The sequence below is a fragment of the Enterobacter sp. 50588862 genome (genome assembly GCF_001462935.1).
In the GTDB taxonomy this organism is placed as follows: domain Bacteria; phylum Pseudomonadota; class Gammaproteobacteria; order Enterobacterales; family Enterobacteriaceae; genus Enterobacter; species Enterobacter bugandensis.
On the sequence record NZ_LNHM01000007.1, the window covers coordinates 692,046 to 712,734 of the forward strand.

Below are 20,689 nucleotides of genomic sequence, written 5' to 3' on the forward strand. Positions count from 1 at the left end.
ACGAGCGTGATGAGTGCTTCTACACCTTCGCCTCTGCGCGTCGCCATTATTGGCGCCGGGCAGGTCGCGGACAAAGTGCATGCCTCGTATTACGCCACGCGCAGTGATGTTCAAATGGTGGCTGTCATGGACAGCCGCCTTGAGCAGGCACAGGCGTTCGCGGAACGTTATGCTATTCCATCGGCATGGCAGGACGCTCACGAGATGTTGCAGGCAGTAAAACCGGATGTGGTGAGCGTCTGTTCGCCCAACCGATTCCATTTTGAACACGTGATGGCGTCGCTCGAGGCGGGTTGCCATGTGATGTGTGAAAAGCCCCCGGCGATGACCCCGCAGCAGGCTGATGAGATGCGCATCGCGGCGCGCAAGGCAGGAAAAGTTCTGGCCTATGATTTTCACCATCGCTTTGCCCTGGATACCCAACTGCTGCGCGATGCGGTAATGAACGGAACGCTCGGTGAAGTTTACTTTACCTCAGCGCAGGCGCTGCGTCGCTGCGGTGTACCGGGGTGGGGCGTTTTTACCAACAAATCGCTACAGGGCGGTGGACCGCTGATTGATATCGGCATTCATATGCTCGACGCCGCAATGTATGTCCTGGGTTTCCCGGCGGTAAAACGGGTGACTGCGCACAGCTTCCAGAGGCTGGGAAACCGTAAAAGTACCGGTCAGTTTGGCGAGTGGGATCCTGCGCAATTTACCGTGGAAGATGCGCTGTTTGGCACGATTGAATTCTGCAACGGCGGCATTTTGCGTCTGGACACCTCCTTTGCGCTTAACATTCGCGAGCAGTCGATCATGAACGTCTCTTTCTGCGGTGAAAAGGCGGGTGCAACGCTGTTCCCGGCGCACATCTACAACGACGAAGCCGGTGTTTTAGAAAGCCTTACCCAGCGCGAAGAGGCGGACGATCAGCGCCATCTGCGCAGCATGGATGCCTTTGTACGTCACGTGCTGGGAGAGCCCGTGATGATTGCCGATGCAGAACAGGGACTGGTAATTCAGCAGCTTGTTGGCGCGCTTTATGAATCCGCAGAAACAGGGGAAAGCGTAACACTATGCTGAACGTCTCTGTATTAACCGATCCGGGCTTTTGTCCACACAGCCTGAATAAATACGCCTCCATCATGGCATGCGGCAATGGCTACATGGGCATTCGCGCCGCGCATGAAGAAGACTACACCCAGCAGACCAGAGGCATGTATCTCGCTGGGCTGTATCATCGCGCGGGGCGCAACGAGACCACTGAGCTGGTCAATCTGCCGGATATCACCGGTATTGATGTAGAGCTGGACGGCGTCAATTTCACGCTCCTTTCAGGGGAAATCCTTGAGTGGCAGCGCGAGCTGGCCTTCGCAAACGGCGAACTGCATCGCAACGTTGTCTGGCGTTCACCCAACGGCAAACGCTATCGGCTTGAGAGTCGTCGATTTGTGTCGCTGGACCAGTTGCCATTAGTGGCTATGCAGCTCTCGATCACGCCCCTTGATGGCGCCACGCAGGCGGTGCTGAAAACCGGCATCGACGCAACGCAAACGAACAGCGGCAGACAGCATCTGGATGAAATCTCGGTCAGGGTCTTTGATCAGCACTATATGCAGGGGGTGTATGAAACGCAGGATCGGGCGTCGGAGGTTGTTATTTCGGCGTTTTGTCAGCTCTCCGCTAAGAGCGACAGCTGTTTCACCGCCAAAAATCGGCGTCTCAGCGTACATCATTCACTGACCATTGCTCAGGGTGACACTGTCACGCTGGAAAAGATCGTCTGGGTGACGCATCGCAGCGATAAAGCGCTGTCACAGGAGTCTTTTGCGCGCAACGCGCTGGCCGATCTCAAAGTTTCTGCCGCAAGAGGTTACGATGCATTGCTTGAAAGCTCAGCGTATGCCTGGAAAGAGGTCTGGCGTGATGCCCGGGTGGAAGTGACTTCCGCAGAGCAACAGGATCAGATGGCGCTGGATTATGCGGTCTGGCACCTGACCACGATGACGCCTGCCCATGATGAGCGAAGCAGTATCGCTGCGAAGGGGCTGACGGGAGAGGGGTATAAAGGCCACGTCTTCTGGGATACCGAAATTTTCCTGCTGCCTTTCCATCTGTTTACCCGCCCGCAGGTTGCCCGCAGCCTGCTGCGCTATCGCTGGCTTAATCTGGCTGGCGCACGGGAAAAAGCCCGTCGTAACGGCTGGCCTGGCGCGTTGTTCCCATGGGAAAGCGCCGCAAGCGGTGAGGAAGAGACGCCGGAGTTCGCGGCAATCAACATCCGCACCGGGGTACGCCAGAAGGTGGCTTCCGCACTTGCTGAGCATCACATCGTGGCTGATATTGCCTGGGCCGTCGTTGCGTACTGGCAGGCGACGCATGATGACGCCTTTATGCGTAACGAAGGCCTGACGCTGCTGATGGAAACGGCTTTGTTCTGGATGGGACGCGCAACGGATGTCAATGGTCGTCTGGAAATCCATGATGTGATCGGACCGGACGAATACACCGAGCACGTGAACAACAACGCTTACACCAACTATCTGGCCTGGCACAACGTTGCCTGCGCGCGCCAGTTTATGGCGATGTTTGGGCGTGAGGATGAGCGTTTTACGGAGAATGCCGCGCAGTTCCTGGCGCGCTTATGGCTACCGGAGGCCGATGCAGACGGTGTGATCCCGCAGGATGATACCTTCATGGTAAAACCGGCCATCGATCTGAGCCGCTACAAAGCCAAAGCGGGTAAGCAGACGATTCTGCTCGATTATTCCCGCGCGGAAGTGAACGAGATGCAGATCCTGAAGCAGGCCGATGTGGTGATGCTTAACTACCTGCTGCCAGAACGGTTTACGCCACGGCAATGCGCCGCCAATCTGGCGTTCTATGAGCCACGCACGATCCATGATTCGTCCCTGAGCAAGGCCATTCACGGGATTGTGCTCGCGCGCTGCGGTGACACGCAGGGGGCCTATGCCTTCTGGCGCGATGGCATCGCCATTGATTTGGGCGACGATCCGCACAGCAGCGATGAGGGCATTCATGCCGCGGCAACCGGTGCGATCTGGTCTGGCGCAATTCAGGGATTTGCTGGCCTGCAAATCATTGAAGGGGAACTGCATCTCGCGCCAAAACTGCCTGCTCATTGGCAGAAACTCGCTTTCCCGCTGCGGTGGCGGAACGCAGCAATGCACTTCACGTATGAGAACGAGGTGTTAACCATTGAAACCACGGCGCCTGCCACGCTGACGCTGTGGGGCAAAACGCTGCATGTATCGGAGCGAAAAGTTTGCACCTATAAGGACTTTTCTGTATCCGCATCTGGGACCGCTACCACGGAGGGGCGCCATGACGCTTAAGGCTGTTGTATTCGATCTGGACGGTGTGATCACCGATACCGCGCATCTTCACTTTCTGGCCTGGCGTGCCGTGGCGGAGGAAATTGGCATTACCTTCGACGAAGTGTTTAACGAACAGCTCAAGGGAATAAGCCGCATGGATTCCCTCCAGCGCATTCTGAAGCACGGCGGAAAAAAGGGGATGTTTAGCGAGGAGCAATGCCTGGCGCTTGCGACGAAAAAAAATGCGCTTTACGTCCAGTCGCTGGCATCACTGACGCAGGATTCTCTGCTACCGGGGATCCGCGACGTGCTGGCGGAGATCCGTGCCGCGAAGGTCAAGATTGGGCTGGCATCCGTATCGCTCAATGCCCCAGGGATTTTGCACGCGCTGGGCATTCATCAGGCCTTCGATTTTTGCGCTGATGCTTCCCGCATTTGCCGTTCAAAGCCTGACCCGGAGATCTTCCTTGCGGCCTGTGCGGGGCTGAACGTGCGTCCTGAAGAGGCGATTGGCATTGAAGATGCCGCTGCGGGTATTGAAGCAATCAACGCCGCAGGAATGCTGTCGGTCGGGATTGGGCCTGGCCTTAACCATGCGGGATTACAACTTCATTCAACGCGGGAACTGACCTGGAAATGCCTGACAGAATTCTGGGCGTCCCGGGCGTATTGATAAGGAATAAATTATGGCTCAACTTTCTCTGAAACATATTCAGAAAATCTATGATAACCAGGTCCACGTGGTTAAGGATTTCAACCTCGAAATTGAAGACAAAGAGTTTATTGTTTTCGTCGGTCCGTCGGGCTGCGGTAAATCCACGACGCTGCGAATGATTGCCGGTCTTGAGGAGATCAGCGCGGGTGAACTGATTATCGACGGCGTGTGCATGAATGACGTGCCTGCCAAATCGCGTGATATCGCAATGGTATTCCAGAACTATGCGCTTTATCCGCATATGACGGTCTACGACAACATGGCGTTTGGCCTGAAAATGCAAAAAATAGCGCCCGCGGTGATTGAAGAACGCGTGAACTGGGCGGCGCAGATTTTAGGGTTACGCGAATACCTGAAGCGTAAACCTGGCGCTTTATCGGGTGGTCAGCGCCAGCGTGTGGCGCTGGGCAGGGCGATCGTGCGCGAAGCGGGCGTCTTCCTGATGGATGAGCCGTTATCCAACCTCGATGCCAAGCTTCGCGTGCAGATGCGTGCCGAAATCAGCAAGCTTCACCAGAAGCTTAACACCACCATGATCTATGTTACGCACGACCAGACGGAAGCCATGACGATGGCGACCCGCATCGTGATCCTGAAAGACGGTATCATTCAGCAGGTAGGTGCGCCGAAGCAGGTATACAACGAGCCGGCCAATATGTTTGTCGCAGGGTTCATTGGCTCTCCGGCAATGAACTTCATTCGTGGCGCTATCGACGATCGCTATTTCGTAACGGAAACGCTGCGTCTGGAGATCCCTGAGGACAAGCTGGCTGAGTTGAATGCGCAAGGTTACCAGCGTAAAGCGGTCGTCTTCGGGATCCGTCCGGAAGACATTCTTACCCTGCAGAGCAGCGGAGAAGATATCGCGGCGAAAGTCAGCGTCGCTGAGCTTACCGGTGCCGAATTTATGCTTTATGCCACCGTGGGCGGACATGAACTGGTTGTCCGCGCAGGCGCGGCCAATGACTACGTAGCCGGAGATACTATCGGCATTCAGTTCGATATGAATAAGTGCCATTTCTTCGACGCCGATACCGAAGCGGCTATTAGATAAGAAAGGTGTTTGCCGGAAATGCAAATTTCCGGTTTTTTTTGTTTGTTAATTATAAAGGGAATATTTTATGAGTACTCTACTAAGAAGTGCTGCGCTCGTTCTGTGCGCAGGGGTTAGCTGCGCGCAAGCAACAGAATCCGCAAAGCAATGGGCGTTTAATATCGGTGCCATGTATGAAATTGAAAACGTCGAAGGTCAGAGCGACGATAAAGATGGATTATATGAACCCTCTGTATGGTTTAATGCAACATGGGATGCCTGGACAATCTCTCTGGCAATGTATCAGGAAGGGCCGGTTGATTATAGCAGCATGACGCGTGGCACCTATTTCGATCGCCCGGAATTTGAATTGCGCTATCGCTTTATCGGCACCGATGATTTTACGTTCGGTCTGACCGGTGGCTTCCGCAATTATGGCTATCACTTTAAAGATGAACACGGTGCCAAAGACGGTAGCGCTAATATGCAGCGCTATAAAGTTCAGCCTGACTGGGATATTAAATTAACCGACGACTGGCGCTTTGGCGGCTGGTTTGCCATGTATCAGTTTGCCAACGATCTGGAAAAAACCGGTTATTCTGACAGCCGCGTCGAGACCGAAACGGGCTTTACCTGGACCATCAACGAAACGTTCTCTGCGAAAGTAAATTATTATTTAGAGCGCGGCTTCAATATGGACAGCTCACGTAATAACGGCGAGTTTTCTACCCAGGAAATTCGTGCCTACCTGCCGATTTCGTTAGGCCAGACGACGTTAACGCCTTATACCCGTCTGGGACTCGATCGCTGGTCAAACTGGGACTGGCAGGACGATCCTGAGCGTGAAGGACATGATTTCAACCGTCTGGGTATGCTGTACGCCTATGATTTTAACAACGGTTTATCCATGACGCTGGAATATGCCTACGAATGGGAAAACCATGACGAAGGTGAGAGCGATCGCTTCCACTACGCGGGTGTCGGCGTGAACTACGCGTTCTGATCATGATTTACCAGGGGCGATTGCCCCTGGTTTTTAGCGCAAGGACGCCGCATCCGAAAAATGCGTATCAACCAAAATCTTATGCGGCGCAGGTTTACCCGCAATACGCTTGAACAACACGTTGCAGCTCTCTTCGCCGAGCTTTCTTGTCGGAATATCAAACCCGCCTGGCGCAGGGGTTAAAACGAGAGACAGCATCGGATCGCTGTAGCCTGCCATAACAACCTGCTCGGGAACCATCAGATTTAACTCATCCGCTGCACGATATAGACCCAACAATTTCATACTGTCAGTAGCAAAAACGGCATTGGGCGGGTTGTCAGACGAGAGTAATTTGCAGGCTGCCTGGAGCGCGCTTTCATGGGTATATCCGCCATCAATAACCCAGTCCGGGTTAATGGCGATACCCTGCTTCTCAAGGCTGGATTTATAACCCGCAAGGCGATCGATAGAAACGTGATAATCGAGCGGGGCATGCAGACAGGCAATTTTTGTTCGCCCATGTTTAATAAACGAATCGACCAGAATAGCGCTGTCGTGAAAATTGTCCGTATCAACAGAATAAATATTCTGGAACTTTCCTTCTACTTTTCCAATAACCACCACGGGCACACCGTATTCGTCCAGCGTGGTGAAAAAAGATTCGTTTGCGGGTGAACTGAGCATGATGATCCCTTTGATCATCTTCTGCTTTATTTTTCCCACGCACTTCTGCAGATCGTCCTCACTGCTTTTCGAGGTTTGTAAAATAACGTCAAACCCTTCCTCTTCCGCTTTTGCCGTAATGGCGTGAAGAACATCGGAGAAAAAAGGGTTACCGGCAGTAGTTTTGGTCGAGCGGGTCGAAATAACCATAATGGCATCAAAGCCAGAAGAGGTCAGGGCGCGGGCCAGTTTGTTGGGCTGATAATTTAATTCGTCTATCGCCTTAAGCACTTTGTCTCGCGCTTCAGGGGAAATATTCGTTTGTTTATTCAGAACGCGGGAAACGGTTGATTTCGATACGCCCGCAACCCGTGCGATATCATAGATGGTGGGTGACATACACCTTACTCACTCCGGACTGACAGCAATGTCGTTCATCTTACTGGAGAGAAAACGGCAATAGCAATAAATAAGAATTGATAATCAACGATCTGCCCCCATTTATTGTATTCTGAAGCCATACATTCCTGGCTTCCGGGCAATGAAGGATGGCGATGAAGCGATTTAAGAACGAACTCAATTCACTGGTGAACCGCGGCGTTGATCGACATCTGCGTCTGGCCGTTACCGGCCTGAGCCGCAGTGGTAAGACGGCGTTCATCACCGCGATGGTAAACCAGTTGCTGAACCTGCACGCCGGCGCGCGGCTGCCGTTGCTCAGCGCCGTGCGCGAAGAGCGTCTGCTGGGCGTTAAGCGCGTCCCTCAGCGTGATTTTGGCATACCGCGTTTTACCTACGACGAAGGGCTGGCGCAGCTTTACGGCGATCCGCCCGCGTGGCCGACGCCAACGCGAGGCGTCAGTGAAATTCGCCTTGCGCTGCGCTTTCGTTCTAATGAATCGCTGATACGTCACTTTAAGGATACCTCAACCCTGTATCTGGAAATCGTCGATTATCCCGGCGAATGGCTGCTCGACCTGCCGATGCTGGCGCAGGACTACCTCAGCTGGTCCCGCCAGATGACGGGCTTGTTGCAAGGGCAACGCGCAGAGTGGTCAACGAAATGGCGACAGCTGTGCGAGGGCCTTGATCCGCTGGCGCCTGCGGATGAAAACCGTCTGGCGACCATTGCTGAAGCCTGGACGGACTATCTGCATCAGTGCAAACAGGAAGGGCTGCACTTCATCCAGCCGGGCCGTTTTGTCTTGCCGGGTGATTTAGCAGGCGCGCCCGCGCTGCAGTTCTTCCCGTGGCCGGATGTGGACGGCGCAGGCGAGTCGAAGCTGGCACAGGCCGACAAACACACGAATGCCGGCATGCTGCGCGAGCGTTACAATTACTACTGCGAAAAGGTGGTCAAAGGTTTTTATAAAAACCACTTTTTACGTTTCGACCGCCAGATTGTGCTGGTGGATTGCCTGCAGCCGCTCAACAGCGGGCCGCAGGCATTTAACGATATGCGCCTCGCGCTGACGCAGCTGATGCAGAGTTTCCACTACGGGCAGCGGACGCTGTTTCGTCGTCTGTTCTCACCGGTGATCGACAAGCTACTGTTTGCGGCCACAAAAGCCGATCACGTTACGGTCGATCAGCACGCCAACATGGTTTCTCTGCTGCAGCAGCTGGTGCAGGACGCCTGGCAAAACGCCGCGTTTGAAGGCATCAGTATGGATTGTCTTGGGCTCGCATCGGTGCAGGCGACCCAAAGCGGCCTGATTGACCTTAACGGCGAGAAAATACCAGCATTACGCGGGAATCGACTCAGTGACGGCGAGCCGCTTACCGTCTATCCCGGCGAAGTGCCCGCGCGGCTGCCGGGCCAGGCCTTCTGGCAGAGCCAGGGCTTTCAGTTTGAAGCCTTCCGCCCTCAGACCATGAGCGTCGATCGGCCGTTACCGCACATCCGTCTGGATGCGGCGCTGGAGTTTTTGATTGGAGATAAACTGCGATGACGGAACCGTTAAAACCGCGCATAGACTTTACCGGAACGCTTGAGCCCGAGCGTCAGGACGCCTTTAAAACGGCGCAGACGTTCAGCGGCGCGCAGGCGGAGAACTTTGCCCCGGCGCTGCCGGACGATCCCGTCGTCGAGGAAGGTCCGGCGGAGGCGGTCGTGGAAGCCGCTCTGCGTCCTAAACGCAGCCTGTGGCGCAAGATGGTCACCGCCGGTCTGGCGCTGTTTGGCGTCAGCGTGGTCGGGCAGGGCGTGCAGTGGGCGATGAACGCCTGGCAAACCCAGGACTGGGTTGCGCTGGGAGGATGTGCCGCGGGCGCGCTCATCGTGGGGGCGGGCGTCGGGTCGGTTGCCACCGAGTGGCGCCGCCTCTGGCGTTTGCGACAGCGTGCGCACGAGCGCGATGAAGCGCGGGATCTCCTCCACAGCCACGGCACTGGCAAAGGCCGCGCCTTCTGTGAAAAACTGGCCAGCCAGGCCGGTATCGATCAGTCGCATCCGGCGCTCCAGCGCTGGTACGCCGCCATCCATGAAACCCAGAACGACCGGGAGGTGGTCACGCTCTATTCCCATATGGTTCAGCCGGTGCTGGATGCCCAGGCGCGGCGTGAGATTAGCCGCTCGGCGGCGGAATCCACGCTGATGATTGCCGTCAGCCCGCTGGCGCTGGTGGATATGGCCTTTATCGCCTGGCGTAACCTGCGCCTCATCAACCGTATCGCGAACCTTTACGGCATAGAGCTGGGTTACTACAGCCGGCTCAGGCTGTTCAAACTGGTCCTGCTCAATATCGCCTTTGCGGGCGCGAGCGAGCTGGTGCGCGAAGTGGGAATGGACTGGATGTCGCAGGATCTGGCGGCGCGTCTTTCAGCCCGTGCAGCCCAGGGCATTGGCGCGGGCTTGCTGACGGCGCGTTTGGGTATCAAAGCGATGGAGGTGTGCCGTCCGCTGCCGTGGATTGATGGCGATAAGCCGCGGCTGGGGGATTTCAGGCGTGAACTGATCGGTCAGCTGAAAGAAACGCTCAATAAAAAACCGTCTCCTTAAGGCGTTGTTCACTAATCGTGCTGGCTGTCAATATTTGTTGACAGCCATCTTCCGGTTCACCGAGTTCTGACATATCATTTTAACGTTATTGGCTTAAAACGGTGAATTTCCCATGCGTCTTGAAGTCTTCTGTGAAGACCGTCTCGGTCTTACCCGCGAATTACTCGATCTTCTTGTTTTACGTAGCATTGATTTACGTGGCATTGAGATCGATCCTGTCGGGCGAATTTACCTCAATTTTGCCGAAATTGAATTTAACACCTTCAGCAGCCTGATGGCGGAAATCCGCCGTATCGCTGGCGTTACGGATGTACGCACCATCCCCTGGATGCCCTCCGAACGTGAGCACCTCGCCCTGAGCGCGCTGCTTGAAGCGATGCCCGAGCCGTTCCTCTCTTTGGATCTGAAAAGTAAAGTCGAGCGCGTTAACCACGCGAGCTGCCAGCTTTTCGCGCAGAGCCAGGAGAAGCTCAGCAGCCACCACGCCGCGCAGCTGATCCCCGGTTTTAACTTCCAGCGCTGGCTGGACAGCAACCCGCAGAATACGCACAGCGAGCATGTAGTGATTAACGGGCAGAATTTCCTAATGGAGATCACACCGGTATATCTGAAAGGAGAAGGAAATAGTCGCGTATTGACCGGGGCGGTGATCATGCTGCGCTCGACGCTACGCATGGGGCGCCAGCTGCAAAACCTCTCCAGCCAGGACGTTGGCGCATTCAGCCAGATTATTGCCGTCAGCCCGAAAATGCGCCACGTGGTTGACCAGGCGCGCAAGCTTGCCAGCCTTACCGCGCCGCTGCTGATTACCGGCGATACCGGTACCGGGAAAGATCTGCTGGCGCACGCCGTGCACCTGGCAAGCCCGCGTGCGGCTAAACCATATCTGGCGCTTAACTGTGCCTCTATTCCAGAAGATGCCGTCGAAAGCGAGCTGTTTGGACACGCGCCGGAAGGCAAGAAAGGGTTCTTCGAGCAGGCCAACGGCGGCTCCGTGCTGCTGGACGAGATCGGCGAAATGTCGCCGCGTATGCAGGCTAAACTGCTGCGTTTCCTGAACGATGGTACCTTCCGCCGCGTCGGTGAGGATCACGAAGTGCATGTGGACGTGCGCGTCATTTGCGCCACCCAGAAAAACCTGGTGGAGCTGGTGCAAAAGGGGATTTTCCGCGAAGATCTCTACTACCGTCTCAACGTCCTGACGCTGAACATTCCACCGCTGCGCGATTGTCCGCAGGACATCATGCCGCTAACGGAGCTGTTTGTGGCCCGCTTTGCCGACGAGCAGGGCGTTCCGCGTCCGAAACTGTCTGCAGATCTCGGCACGGTGCTCATGCGCTACGGCTGGCCGGGCAACATTCGTCAGCTTAAAAACGCCGTTTATCGCGCGCTGACCCAGCTGGAAGGGTATGAACTGCGCCCTCAGGACATTATGTTGCCGGATTACGACGCCGGGACGGTATCGGTAGGCGAAGAGGCGATGGAAGGCTCGCTGGATGATATCACCAGCCGCTTCGAGCGCTCCGTGCTGACGCAGCTGTACCGCAGCTACCCCAGCACCCGCAAACTGGCAAAACGGCTTGGCGTCTCGCATACCGCTATTGCGAATAAGTTACGTGAGTATGGATTGAATCATAAGAAAGGTGACGAATAACAAAAAGCCTCTGTAAAGAGGCTTTTTTAATGCTTATTCCTTCGCCAGCGGCGTGGTCACGATCTCTGTTTTTGTCTCGCCCTGAATCGACGCAATCCTGCTTTCGACGTCCTTCACCTGCTGCGCGCTGTGTAGCAGGGTATAGGTCAGGTCAAATTGAGCGCTGGCGCCTGGTTGCAGCTGCTTAACCCGCTTCTGCTCGCGTTCAATGGTGACGGGGTAGGCGTAGCTGGTGCCTGGCTCAATCCCCGTGACATAGCCCTGTTTTGGCGTATCGGTATTTTTCCACAGGGTCAGCACGGGCAGCTGGCGGGTATCAAACTGAATTGACGCGCCTTTGTCACCGGCTTTATTCACCACCGCCGCGAGGGTTTCATGGTTGCTGTCCGCAAGCGGTTTGATGTTAAAGACCATCTCATCAAAGCCTTTTGTCGGCCCGGCGTAGGTTTGCCAGTCGTTAATGCCCGCTTTCGCGTAATCATTGAACGGGCTCACGCTTGCCGCCGGGGCAAGGAAGCGCGCGCCTTCTTCGAGGACAGGCGCCCCAAAGTTGCTGTGGTAGATGATCTGATAGTCATGAGGGTAATCGGCATGGTTCGTCAGAACGTCATGCAGGCTGAACTGGTTGGTTCCTGGAACGTAACGCAGTTCGGTCATGGTTTGCAGATCCGCTTTTTTAAAGGTGCTTTCTTTGATGAGACCGCGAATACGAATTTCATGCGGGGCAGCATCCGCAATTTCAACCTCCACCTGGGATGCCGGTGTATTCCCCGCCTTGCCATGCAGGGTGTAAATCTGGCCATCAGCGGTGACCGGGTGCCCCGTCCATTCGTAGCCACAGCGGACCATCATCTCGTTGAAACCTTCCAGCCAGCCAAGTCCGTTTCGGCTTTCCAGATTAATATACGCCGGGTTAACGACCTCTTTAACGGGGGAGTTCCAGCCCAGCCTGGTGCCAAAGCCCTCCACATGCAGAAGGTTCATCCCGCGCGTCGGGCTTAAGGTGATTGTCAGGCCGTTTTTACTGCTAATAACGATCACTTTACTACCTTCCTGTTTGCCGCCGTGCAACACTTTTTGCTCAATGCTGAACGTTCGATCGTTAATTTTCAGCTCATCGCTGGAAATCTTCCAGTTTCCTTTTTCCACGCTGCTTTCAGCGCTTGTCAGCACCCAGGTTTTTGCTGCGGCATGGCCCGAAACCAGTACCGAAAGGAGCGTTAAAGCCAGTTTTATTTTCATATTTATCCCTTTTTGCTGAAACGATTATTTAACTTCGTAAGCAAATCTAATGTTTTGGCGATAAGGGAAATGTGATACGCCTCACTGAGGGTAAATTCAGGGTTGTTTAACGATCAATATGCGGGTCTGATCGCTATTTTGCTGAAATATTGAAACTGAATTGCGTTAATTTTGTGACGCAAGCTCATTATTGCTTTAACGATTCAGCTAGGAATTAATAAAAAACCCCGCCATAGCGAGGTTTTGAAAAAGCGGTATAGAATGCTAAGTAATGATTATGCTTTCAGCTTTTCCAGCGCGGCGGTGTAATCCGGCTCAGTAGTGATTTCATTAACCAGTTCGCTGAAGATGACAGTGTCGTTTTCATCAAGAACCAGTACCGCGCGTGCTGCCAGGCCTTTCAGAGGGCCTTCGGCGATGCTGACGCCGTAGTTTTCGAGGAAATCCGGGCTGCGCAGGGTGGAGAGGGTGATAACGTTGCTCAGGCCTTCAGCACCGCAGAAGCGAGACTGGGCGAACGGCAGGTCAGCAGAAATGCACAGCACAACGGTGTTGTCCATTTCAGTTGCCAGCTGGTTGAACTTACGCACGGATGCGGCGCAAACACCGGTATCAATGCTCGGGAAAATGTTCAGCACTTTGCGTTTGCCCGCAAACTGAGCCAGTGTGACGTCAGACAGATCTTTAGCCACCAGAGTAAAAGCCTGCGCTTTGCTACCAGCCTGCGGAATGGAACCTGCAACAGCAACCGGGTTGCCCTGGAAATGAACGAGTTGTGACATAGATATCTTCCTGTTTACATATAGTTAACGTCGGGGCTAGTGTATGCCATCCGCGGATAACACGGCAAACCAAATTTTTTCGCCTTTCCGGGCTGCAAGGAGTCAGTGATGAGAAGCGTTAAGGTCTATGAAGAAGCCTGGCCATTGCACACCCCGTTTGTGATCTCCCGCGGCAGCCGAAGCGAAGCCAGCGTGGTGGTCGTTGAAATTGAAGAGGACGGTTTTAAAGGCGTAGGGGAGTGTACGCCTTACCCGCGCTATGGTGAAAGCCTCGCGTCAGTGATGGCGCATATCATGACGCTGGTGCCAGACCTGCAAACCGGGCTCACGCGCGAGGCATTACAGCATCGTTTGCCCGCCGGGGCCGCACGTAACGCCATTGATAGTGCGCTCTGGAGTCTGGAGGCGGCGAAACAGCAGCAACCCCTGACAGCATTGCTGGGCGTGGCGCTGCCGGAATCGGTCGCTACCGCGCAAACGGTAGTGATTGGCGAGCCGGAACAGATGGCCGCCAGCGCCAAAGCGCTTTTTGACGCCGGGGCCCGGCTGCTGAAGGTGAAGCTCGACGATCGTCTGATTAGCGAGCGGATGGTCGCCATTCGCGCGGCGGTACCCTCAGCCACGCTGATTGTTGATGCCAATGAATCATGGCATCCAGAAGGGCTGGCCGCCCGCTGTCAGCTGCTGGCCGACCTGGGGGTGGCTATGCTGGAGCAGCCTCTGCCAGCAAAAGATGACGCGGCGCTGAAGAACTTTATCCATCCGTTGCCCGTTTGTGCGGATGAAAGCTGTCACACCCGCGCGAGCTTGAGCGAGCTGCAGGGTCGCTACGAGATGATTAATATTAAGCTCGACAAGACCGGCGGGCTGACAGAGGCGCTGGCCCTGGCGGCAGAAGCCCGGGCGCAAGGTTTTTCACTGATGCTGGGCTGTATGCTCTGTACGTCCCGGGCAATCGGCGCGGCGCTACCGCTGGTCAATCAGGTCCGTTTCGCCGATCTGGACGGCCCGACGTGGCTGGCGGTTGACGTCTCTCCCGCGCTCCATTTTACCAGCGGCGTGCTTCATCTCTGAGGCTGCCAGCGTAAAAGATCCACCATGGCTTTTAAGTATTTTTCGCTGGCCTCGTCGGAGGAGATCGGCGGGAATTCAGCGGTTATGCAGGGCAGGCTCAAATCGGCGCACCAGCTACCGAAGGAGCCTGGCGTTTCATAGCCCACGCTGGTCACGAGCGGCAGGGCGAAAGCGTCTGCCAGCCACGCGCCAAGCTCGGAGTGACGCGGATCTTCAATACAGGCCAGCGGATCGTGGAAGGAGACCACCCACGCGGGATGGATCTTATGGATTAGCTGGCACAGCGCCTGGGTTTCCGGCTCTGAGCCCGGCTTATCTCCCGTTAGCAGAACCACATCACGCTCCTCGGCGGAGCTGTTCCAGCGATACACCGTTTCCCCTGCGCGCCAGTTTGCTGCCGGAAAATTACGGTTTAAGTCAACGCCTCGCGCATTGGCGCGAAGACCCAGCTGGCAGCCGTCCGGGTTAACCGCCAGAATCACGTGATGACGTCGCAATGAAGGCGTCAGCGTCCGCAACGCGCAGGAAAGCGTCACGATGGAGGAGTTTTCATCCCCGTGCGTGCCGGCAAGAATCAAGCCGCTTTCGCGGTCTGCGTCGGGGGCGGGGAACCAGATCAGCGATGCGCCTAAAAAGGAGCGGCCATATTGCTCAGCGCCCGGCGGAAAGGCGCCGCGTTCCGCTCTCGGTCGGGTGGTTGCCATACGAAATCCTGATAAAGAAGTCACTACTGGCAGTGTTGTGCAAAACCCGCTGTTAATCAAATAGTTTCCGTAATGGCTAAGAATTGCCTTGAATCACTATTCAGGCGTAAGTTATTTGCATTTCTCTTTGTCGAAACAAATAATTACGCATCTGCTTAATACCTGAATTCATTAAAGGGGATCTTATGAAGCATCCTGTTTCGCGTCTTTTTGCCGCACTGTGCCTGTGCGGGCTCTCTTCACTTTCTTTCGCAGCTGACGTGCCGCAGGGCACTGCGCTGGCGCAAAAACAGGAGCTGGTCAGGCATATTAAAGACGAGCCGGCTTCGCTGGACCCGGCGAAAGCCGTGGGGTTGCCAGAGATTCAGGTGATTCGCGATCTCTTTGAAGGCCTGGTTAATCAGAATGAGAAAGGGGAGCTGACGCCGGGCGTGGCGACACGCTGGCAGAGCAACGATAACCGCGTCTGGATGTTTACCTTACGCGATGACGCGAAATGGTCCGACGGCTCCCCTGTCACCGCCCAGGATTTTGTCTACAGCTGGCAGCGTCTGGTTGACCCGAAAACCACCTCTCCGTTTGCCTGGTTTGCCGCGCTGGCGGGAATTAATAACGCGCAGGCCATTATTGACGGCAAAGCCGCGCCCGATACGCTGGGTGTGACGGCGGTGGACGCCAGAACGTTACGCGTTCAGCTGGACAAACCGCTGCCGTGGTTCAGCAACCTGACGGCGAACTTTGCTTTTTATCCAGTACAAAAAGCTAACGTCGAAAGCGGTAAAGAGTGGACACGGCCGGGCGCGCTGGTGGGGAACGGGGCTTACGTTCTGAAGGACCGCGTGGTGAATGAAAAACTGGTTGTGGTGCCCAATACGCACTACTGGGACAATGCCAAAACGGTACTGCAGAAGGTGACCTTCGTGCCGATTAATCAGGAATCGTCGGCGACCAAACGCTACCTGGCAGGGGATATTGATATTACCGAATCGTTCCCAAAAAACATGTATCAGAAGCTCATGAAGGACATTCCGGGGCAGGTTTATACGCCGCCTCAGTTGGGAACGTATTACTATGCGTTTAACACGCAAAAGGGCCCAACTGCCGATGCCCGCGTCCGTCTTGCGCTGAGCATGACTATCGACCGTCGCATTATGGCGGAAAAGGTGTTAGGCACGGGAGAGAAACCCGCCTGGCACTTTACGCCTGACGTGACGGCAGGGTTTACCCCGGACGCCTCGCCGTTTGAGCAGATGTCGCAGCAGGAGCTGAACGCCCAGGCCAAAACCTTGCTGCAGGCTGCAGGATACGGTCCTCAGCGCCCGCTAAAGCTGAACCTGCTGTATAACACTTCGGAAAACCACCAGAAAATCGCGATTGCGGTGGCCTCCATGTGGAAGAAAAATCTCGGTGTGGATGTCAAACTGCAAAACCAGGAGTGGAAAACCTACATTGATAGCCGTAACACCGGCAACTTTGATGTGATCCGCGCTTCATGGGTGGGCGACTACAACGAGCCATCAACGTTCCTGTCATTGTTGACCTCCACTCACAGCGGCAATATCTCCCGCTTTAATGACCCTGCCTACGATAAGATCGTCCAGCAGGCGACGCGGGAAACCACCGCGAAGGCGCGCAATGCGGACTACAACATGGCGGAGAAAATCCTTATGGAGAAGGCGCCCATCGCGCCAATTTATCAGTACACTAACGGTCGCCTGATTAAGCCCTGGGTGAAGGGCTACCCCATCAATAACCCGGAAGACGTGGCATATAGCCGGACGATGTATATTGAAAAGCACTAATCAGTACCGGTTGCCTGTTAACGCAAGGTAACCACGGCTAAACCAAAAGCTGGCGCAGCTGACAGCGCCAGTTTTCATTAGCGTCCTGAAAGGATATGTCCTCAAATGACGGTCTTTAGCCATGACGCTATATCCTGGGTCGGCAGGTTATTCTGTACATTCCAGGTATCTTTCATCGGCCACCATACACCGTCTCCCCTGGCGAAGGCCGTGCGATAGCCTGTCATCGTATCATCCGGTTTCAAACGCAGCTCATCCAGTAGCGCAGAGAGGGGTAATACGTCTTTAGTGAACGTTTGGCCGGTCACACGTTCAACGGTTTCTGCCAGTTTTCCGTATGAGGTTGTTTCACCTGCGACAAATATCACTTCATTTACGATCCGCGGCTGATGCAAATAAATTTCGGTGGTGAGTCGGCCAATATCCGCAGGTGATGTCACGGTGACCTGTGTGTCCCATCCTCCGAGCGCATTAATGGTTTTTTCGGATAAATTCACCACATCAAATGCCGGTTCGAAGAGAAAACTGGTAAACATGCCGGTTGAAACAATCACCCATTCCGTCGCGTTCTGTTCCCGCAGTAGCGTCCTGACATCATACTGCTCGTCCCAGACGGGCTGACCGCTCCCTTTGCCTACCACATCGTAATTCACGCCAAACTGCCAGGGAAAATAGCGTTTAACGCCAGCCTCCAGTACCGCGCGAGTAATCTTTATCTGTGTTCCCGCGCCAGCGACAAACCCCATGCAGTTGATAACAGTATCAAAATCCGCGAAGTGGTTTTTTAACGCGTCAATCGTGCTGGCAGCGACATCGACAGAGATAAATTTGGCCCCTGCATCAGCCAGTTTTTGATGCGTTTCGGACTGAAGCTTACCCCGGCTGTCCCAGGAGCCGGGCGATACGATAACGGAGACAGCGCCGTCGCGCTGCGTGACTGCCGGAACCAAATACTCCAGCACGGCAGCGCCCAATTGTCCTGCACCAAGCACTAATACTTTTTCGCCTGTCGTGATATCACGTTCTTTCATACTGAGCCTCTCTTTGTTAAATCGCTTGATTACTTCAACTTGAGCAAGGTTATGTCAGATGGCTGCATTCGATAAGACGACAAGCATAAGTTAGACTGTTCGTAAAAATGGGATAATCGATCTTTTCAGGCGCGGTGGGAATATGGATAAACTGGAATCAATGCGGGTATACGTTTGTGTGGTCGAGACCCACAGCTTCGCCAGGGCGGCAGAAGTGCTGGGGCTACCGCGCTCAACCGTATCGCGGGTCGTTAAGGAGCTGGAGACATACCTGGGCATTCAGCTTTTACAGCGCACCACCCGGAAACTCAGCGTGACCGCAGAAGGCCGACGCTACTATGACGAGAGCAAACGGCTGCTGACGGATATTGCGACAATGGAGTCTTCCTTTCCCGGCAGATCCGCGCAGCCAAGAGGCCGTTTTAAAGTCGGGATGCCGCAGTCTCTCGCCCGACATTGCATCCTTCCCAGTCTCCCTGAATTTCTCCGCCAGTATCCCGAGCTGGAGCTGATACTCTGTTCCAGCGATAACGTGGAGGACATTATTCAGGAAGGGTATGACTGCGTGATCCGCACCGGGAGGATAGAAGATTCAACGACGCTGGTCGCGCGCCCTCTGGCGAACTTCAGATGGGTTGTTCTGGCTTCTCCGGGCTATATAGCCGCCTGTGGTAAGCCGGAAAATCTCGACCAACTGGAAAAGCATTACGCAGTCGGCTACCTGAACCACCGCACCGGGCGTACCATTGACTGGTTTTTTACGCGTGATGACGGCGATTGTGCAATCCGCATGAAAGAGACGCTGATCGTTGATGACACCGACGCCTATATCCAGGCCGGAATTCAAGGGCTCGGATTAATTCGCGTGGCCAGCTATCTGGCTGAACCGTATCTGAAGAGCGGGGCGTTGGTCCGCTGTATGGAGGACGTCTCTTTCGATTTACCGCTTTCGCTTGTCTATCCACAAAACCGCTATCTCCCGCCTTCGGTACGCGCCTTTTATGACTGGAGCAGAGCGGTGCTACACCAACATGGAGACTGACAGGCGAAAACCCTGGTTTTGCTTAATAGCCGGAAATAAAAAAAGCCCGTCAGAGAACGGGCGAAATAAGCAAATGATTTAGTGATTCGTTATCAACATTGTTGGAGGATAACGCCGCGTATCTTACGTGGCTGAGGGCAATGCAGATACCTGACAGATTCGGTAGGTGAAACAATAAATTAAACGTGCACTACAGTGCGTCAAAAGTGGGGTAGAGACTGTTTTCCAGATATTCAACGAAAAACCAAATCTCACCGCTGAAAATAAACCATAAGCCAAATATAATAAGCAATAAAATAATTAAGGTGAGTATTATTTCTGTCTTTCCCATTGTTGCCACAACCCACCCGTCGTTAATTTACTTAAGCTGGGCATTGTAGCGGGGCTTTTCACGATACTCCAGTTTCATGCCGCAAGGACTTTATTACGCCCGTCGTTTTTGGCGCGATAGAGCGCATCGTCGACACGTTTAAACAGCGCGTCAATACTCTCTTCAGGGTCATGCCGAGCCACGCCAATACTGACGGTAAAGCGTGGTAAGCCTGGGAGGGTAATATGGGTGACCGCCGCACGGACGGATTCGGCAATCTTCAGCGCCGTTTCGAGAGACGTACGCGGCAACAGGATGACAAACTCTTCACCGCCCCAGCGGAACACCAGGTCATCTTGTCTGCTGCAGGCTTCCAGCGTTCGGGAGAGGGCAATGAGCACCTCATCACCCTTCAGGTGACCAAAGAGGTCATTGATGTTTTTAAAATGATCGGTATCCACCAGCAGCAGGCTAAATTGCTGCTGGCCGGAGAGGTGGCTCTGGTTGGTTTGGTCGATAACGTTATAAAACTGACGTCGGTTGAGTAACCCCGTCATCGAGTCACGTAATGCAGCATTTTCCAGCTCCTGCTCAAGCCTCTTTTGCTCAGTAATATCATGGATTATGCACAGCATCAGTTTGTCGCCGTAGATCTCAATGGGCCCCGCGTAGGTCTGGACGTGGCGGGTGGTGCCATCGGCAAGGCGGTGAATAAAATTAAGCGGCTTATGTCCGCCGGGCAGCGCGGCGATCTCCGTCATGATGGGCATGACGCCTCTGCCAAGCGTGTTAATTTCCCAGGTGTGCTTCCGGCACATCTCATCATGTGAATAACCGTAAAAGCTGAGCGCGGCCAGGTTTGCATCGACAATTTGCCCGTCACGGGCAGGATCGATTAGCAACATTGGTGCGCTGTTGGTCAGGAAAAAGCGGGCGTAAAACCCCTGTTTTTTGCGTTGATAGGTTGCGGAACGGCTGGCTTTCAGGCCTGAGGGGGCGTGCGAAGAGATTCCTTCGAAAACGATAACATCACCATCCGGCGTGACGTGGGTGAGGGAGAGGCGACAGCTTATCGGTACGTCCTGCCCGCCCCGGCTAACTGTCCAGATCTCGACAATATCGTGATCGTTCTTCAGTTCAGGAACATACATCGACAGTACGGTTTGCGCACTTGCAGAACAGGACCCTTTACGCAGGTCATTCAGCGTTTTATTACCCGTTAGCTGTATTGCGGCCACATTTGCAAAAATAATCTGTTCCGAAACAGGAGAAATGAGCCACACGGGCGTTTTAATTGCATTAAGCGCATCAAAACTATTTTGCGACATAGT

Annotated in this window: 18 protein-coding genes; 11 read left to right on the forward strand and 7 right to left on the reverse strand. The window is 54.5% G+C overall.

The window, feature by feature from the left end:
- The first annotated feature begins 6 nt into the window (after window positions 1-6).
- The 5 genes from APT89_RS03700 (at window position 7) to APT89_RS03720 (ending at window position 6,071) form a co-directional block, all read left to right on the forward strand.
- On the forward strand, window positions 7-1,065 hold the full coding sequence (locus APT89_RS03700) for a Gfo/Idh/MocA family protein (protein ID WP_120787283.1): 1,059 nt from the start codon (window positions 7-9) through the stop codon (window positions 1,063-1,065).
- Window positions 1,059-3,338 carry a glycoside hydrolase family 65 protein gene (locus tag APT89_RS03705; protein WP_060571750.1) on the forward strand — a complete coding sequence of 760 codons (2,280 nt, stop codon included), beginning with the start codon at window positions 1,059-1,061 and terminating at the stop codon, window positions 3,336-3,338. The genes APT89_RS03700 and APT89_RS03705 overlap by 7 nt, the downstream gene beginning before the upstream one ends.
- Window positions 3,328-3,993, forward strand: coding sequence for a beta-phosphoglucomutase (gene pgmB / locus APT89_RS03710; protein WP_059354336.1), 666 nt, complete (start codon window positions 3,328-3,330; stop codon window positions 3,991-3,993). The genes APT89_RS03705 and pgmB overlap by 11 nt, the downstream gene beginning before the upstream one ends.
- A 13-nt stretch (window positions 3,994-4,006) precedes the next feature.
- Window positions 4,007-5,089 carry an ABC transporter ATP-binding protein gene (locus APT89_RS03715; RefSeq protein ID WP_041909689.1) on the forward strand — a complete coding sequence of 361 codons (1,083 nt, stop codon included), beginning with the start codon at window positions 4,007-4,009 and terminating at the stop codon, window positions 5,087-5,089.
- Between the two features lie 67 nt (window positions 5,090-5,156).
- The gene (locus tag APT89_RS03720) at window positions 5,157-6,071 is read left to right on the forward strand and encodes an OmpG family monomeric porin (RefSeq protein WP_060571751.1); all 915 of its coding nucleotides are present in this window, start codon (window positions 5,157-5,159) and stop codon (window positions 6,069-6,071) included.
- Window positions 6,072-6,104: 33 nt separating this feature from the next.
- Here APT89_RS03720 and APT89_RS03725 read toward each other — a convergent pair whose 3' ends face one another.
- Window positions 6,105-7,115 carry a LacI family DNA-binding transcriptional regulator gene (locus APT89_RS03725; RefSeq protein WP_041909694.1) on the reverse strand — a complete coding sequence of 337 codons (1,011 nt, stop codon included), beginning with the start codon at window positions 7,113-7,115 and terminating at the stop codon, window positions 6,105-6,107.
- Between the two features lie 155 nt (window positions 7,116-7,270).
- Between APT89_RS03725 and APT89_RS03730 the strand changes: the two genes are divergently transcribed.
- The 3 genes from APT89_RS03730 to tyrR all read left to right on the forward strand — a co-directional run bounded on the left by APT89_RS03730 (window position 7,271) and on the right by tyrR (window position 11,371).
- The gene (locus APT89_RS03730) at window positions 7,271-8,668 is read left to right on the forward strand and encodes a YcjX family protein (RefSeq protein WP_045260646.1); all 1,398 of its coding nucleotides are present in this window, start codon (window positions 7,271-7,273) and stop codon (window positions 8,666-8,668) included.
- A complete protein-coding gene (locus tag APT89_RS03735) occupies window positions 8,665-9,717 on the forward strand; it encodes a YcjF family protein (protein WP_045630520.1) in 1,053 nt (350 codons plus the stop codon). Before APT89_RS03730 ends, APT89_RS03735 begins: the two co-directional genes overlap by 4 nt.
- Window positions 9,718-9,829: 112 nt before the next feature.
- Window positions 9,830-11,371 carry a transcriptional regulator TyrR gene (gene tyrR, locus APT89_RS03740; RefSeq protein WP_060571752.1) on the forward strand — a complete coding sequence of 514 codons (1,542 nt, stop codon included), beginning with the start codon at window positions 9,830-9,832 and terminating at the stop codon, window positions 11,369-11,371.
- 33 nt (window positions 11,372-11,404) lie between these two features.
- Here the strand turns inward: tyrR and APT89_RS03745 are convergent, their stop codons facing one another.
- Window positions 11,405-12,613: an aldose 1-epimerase family protein gene (locus tag APT89_RS03745; RefSeq protein WP_060571753.1), complete on the reverse strand. Its 1,209-nt coding sequence runs from the start codon at window positions 12,611-12,613 to the stop codon at window positions 11,405-11,407.
- A gap of 275 nt (window positions 12,614-12,888) precedes the next feature.
- The gene (gene tpx, locus APT89_RS03750) at window positions 12,889-13,395 is read right to left on the reverse strand and encodes a thiol peroxidase (RefSeq protein ID WP_028013359.1); all 507 of its coding nucleotides are present in this window, start codon (window positions 13,393-13,395) and stop codon (window positions 12,889-12,891) included.
- Between the two features lie 108 nt (window positions 13,396-13,503).
- On the opposite strand from tpx, the gene ycjG reads away from it, so the two are divergent.
- Window positions 13,504-14,469 (forward strand): L-Ala-D/L-Glu epimerase, encoded by a 966-nt coding sequence (ycjG, locus tag APT89_RS03755; protein WP_060571754.1) that lies wholly within the window; start codon window positions 13,504-13,506, stop codon window positions 14,467-14,469.
- Here the strand turns inward: ycjG and mpaA are convergent.
- On the reverse strand, window positions 14,460-15,173 hold the full coding sequence (mpaA, locus tag APT89_RS03760; protein WP_047364989.1) for a murein tripeptide amidase MpaA: 714 nt from the start codon (window positions 15,171-15,173) through the stop codon (window positions 14,460-14,462). The two genes, ycjG and mpaA, sit on opposite strands and share 10 nt — an antisense overlap.
- A gap of 185 nt (window positions 15,174-15,358) precedes the next feature.
- Here mpaA and APT89_RS03765 point away from each other — a divergent pair, with 185 nt between their 5' ends.
- Complete coding sequence (locus tag APT89_RS03765) at window positions 15,359-16,975, forward strand: peptide ABC transporter substrate-binding protein (RefSeq protein ID WP_041909706.1); 1,617 nt, start codon at window positions 15,359-15,361, stop codon at window positions 16,973-16,975.
- A 101-nt stretch (window positions 16,976-17,076) separates the two neighbouring features.
- On the opposite strand, the gene APT89_RS03770 is transcribed toward APT89_RS03765, so the two are convergent.
- Window positions 17,077-18,006 (reverse strand): aromatic alcohol reductase, encoded by a 930-nt coding sequence (locus APT89_RS03770; protein ID WP_060571755.1) that lies wholly within the window; start codon window positions 18,004-18,006, stop codon window positions 17,077-17,079.
- A gap of 142 nt (window positions 18,007-18,148) precedes the next feature.
- Between APT89_RS03770 and APT89_RS03775 the strand changes: the two genes are divergently transcribed.
- Window positions 18,149-19,048, forward strand: a complete 900-nt coding sequence (locus tag APT89_RS03775; protein ID WP_041909711.1) for a LysR family transcriptional regulator — start codon at window positions 18,149-18,151, stop codon at window positions 19,046-19,048.
- A gap of 190 nt (window positions 19,049-19,238) precedes the next feature.
- On the opposite strand, the gene APT89_RS24400 is transcribed toward APT89_RS03775, so the two are convergent.
- Complete coding sequence (locus APT89_RS24400; protein ID WP_032644880.1) at window positions 19,239-19,379, reverse strand: Ecr family regulatory small membrane protein; 141 nt, start codon at window positions 19,377-19,379, stop codon at window positions 19,239-19,241.
- A gap of 74 nt (window positions 19,380-19,453) precedes the next feature.
- A complete protein-coding gene (locus APT89_RS03785) occupies window positions 19,454-20,686 on the reverse strand; it encodes a sensor domain-containing diguanylate cyclase (protein ID WP_060571756.1) in 1,233 nt (410 codons plus the stop codon).
- Window positions 20,687-20,689 lie beyond the last annotated feature (3 nt).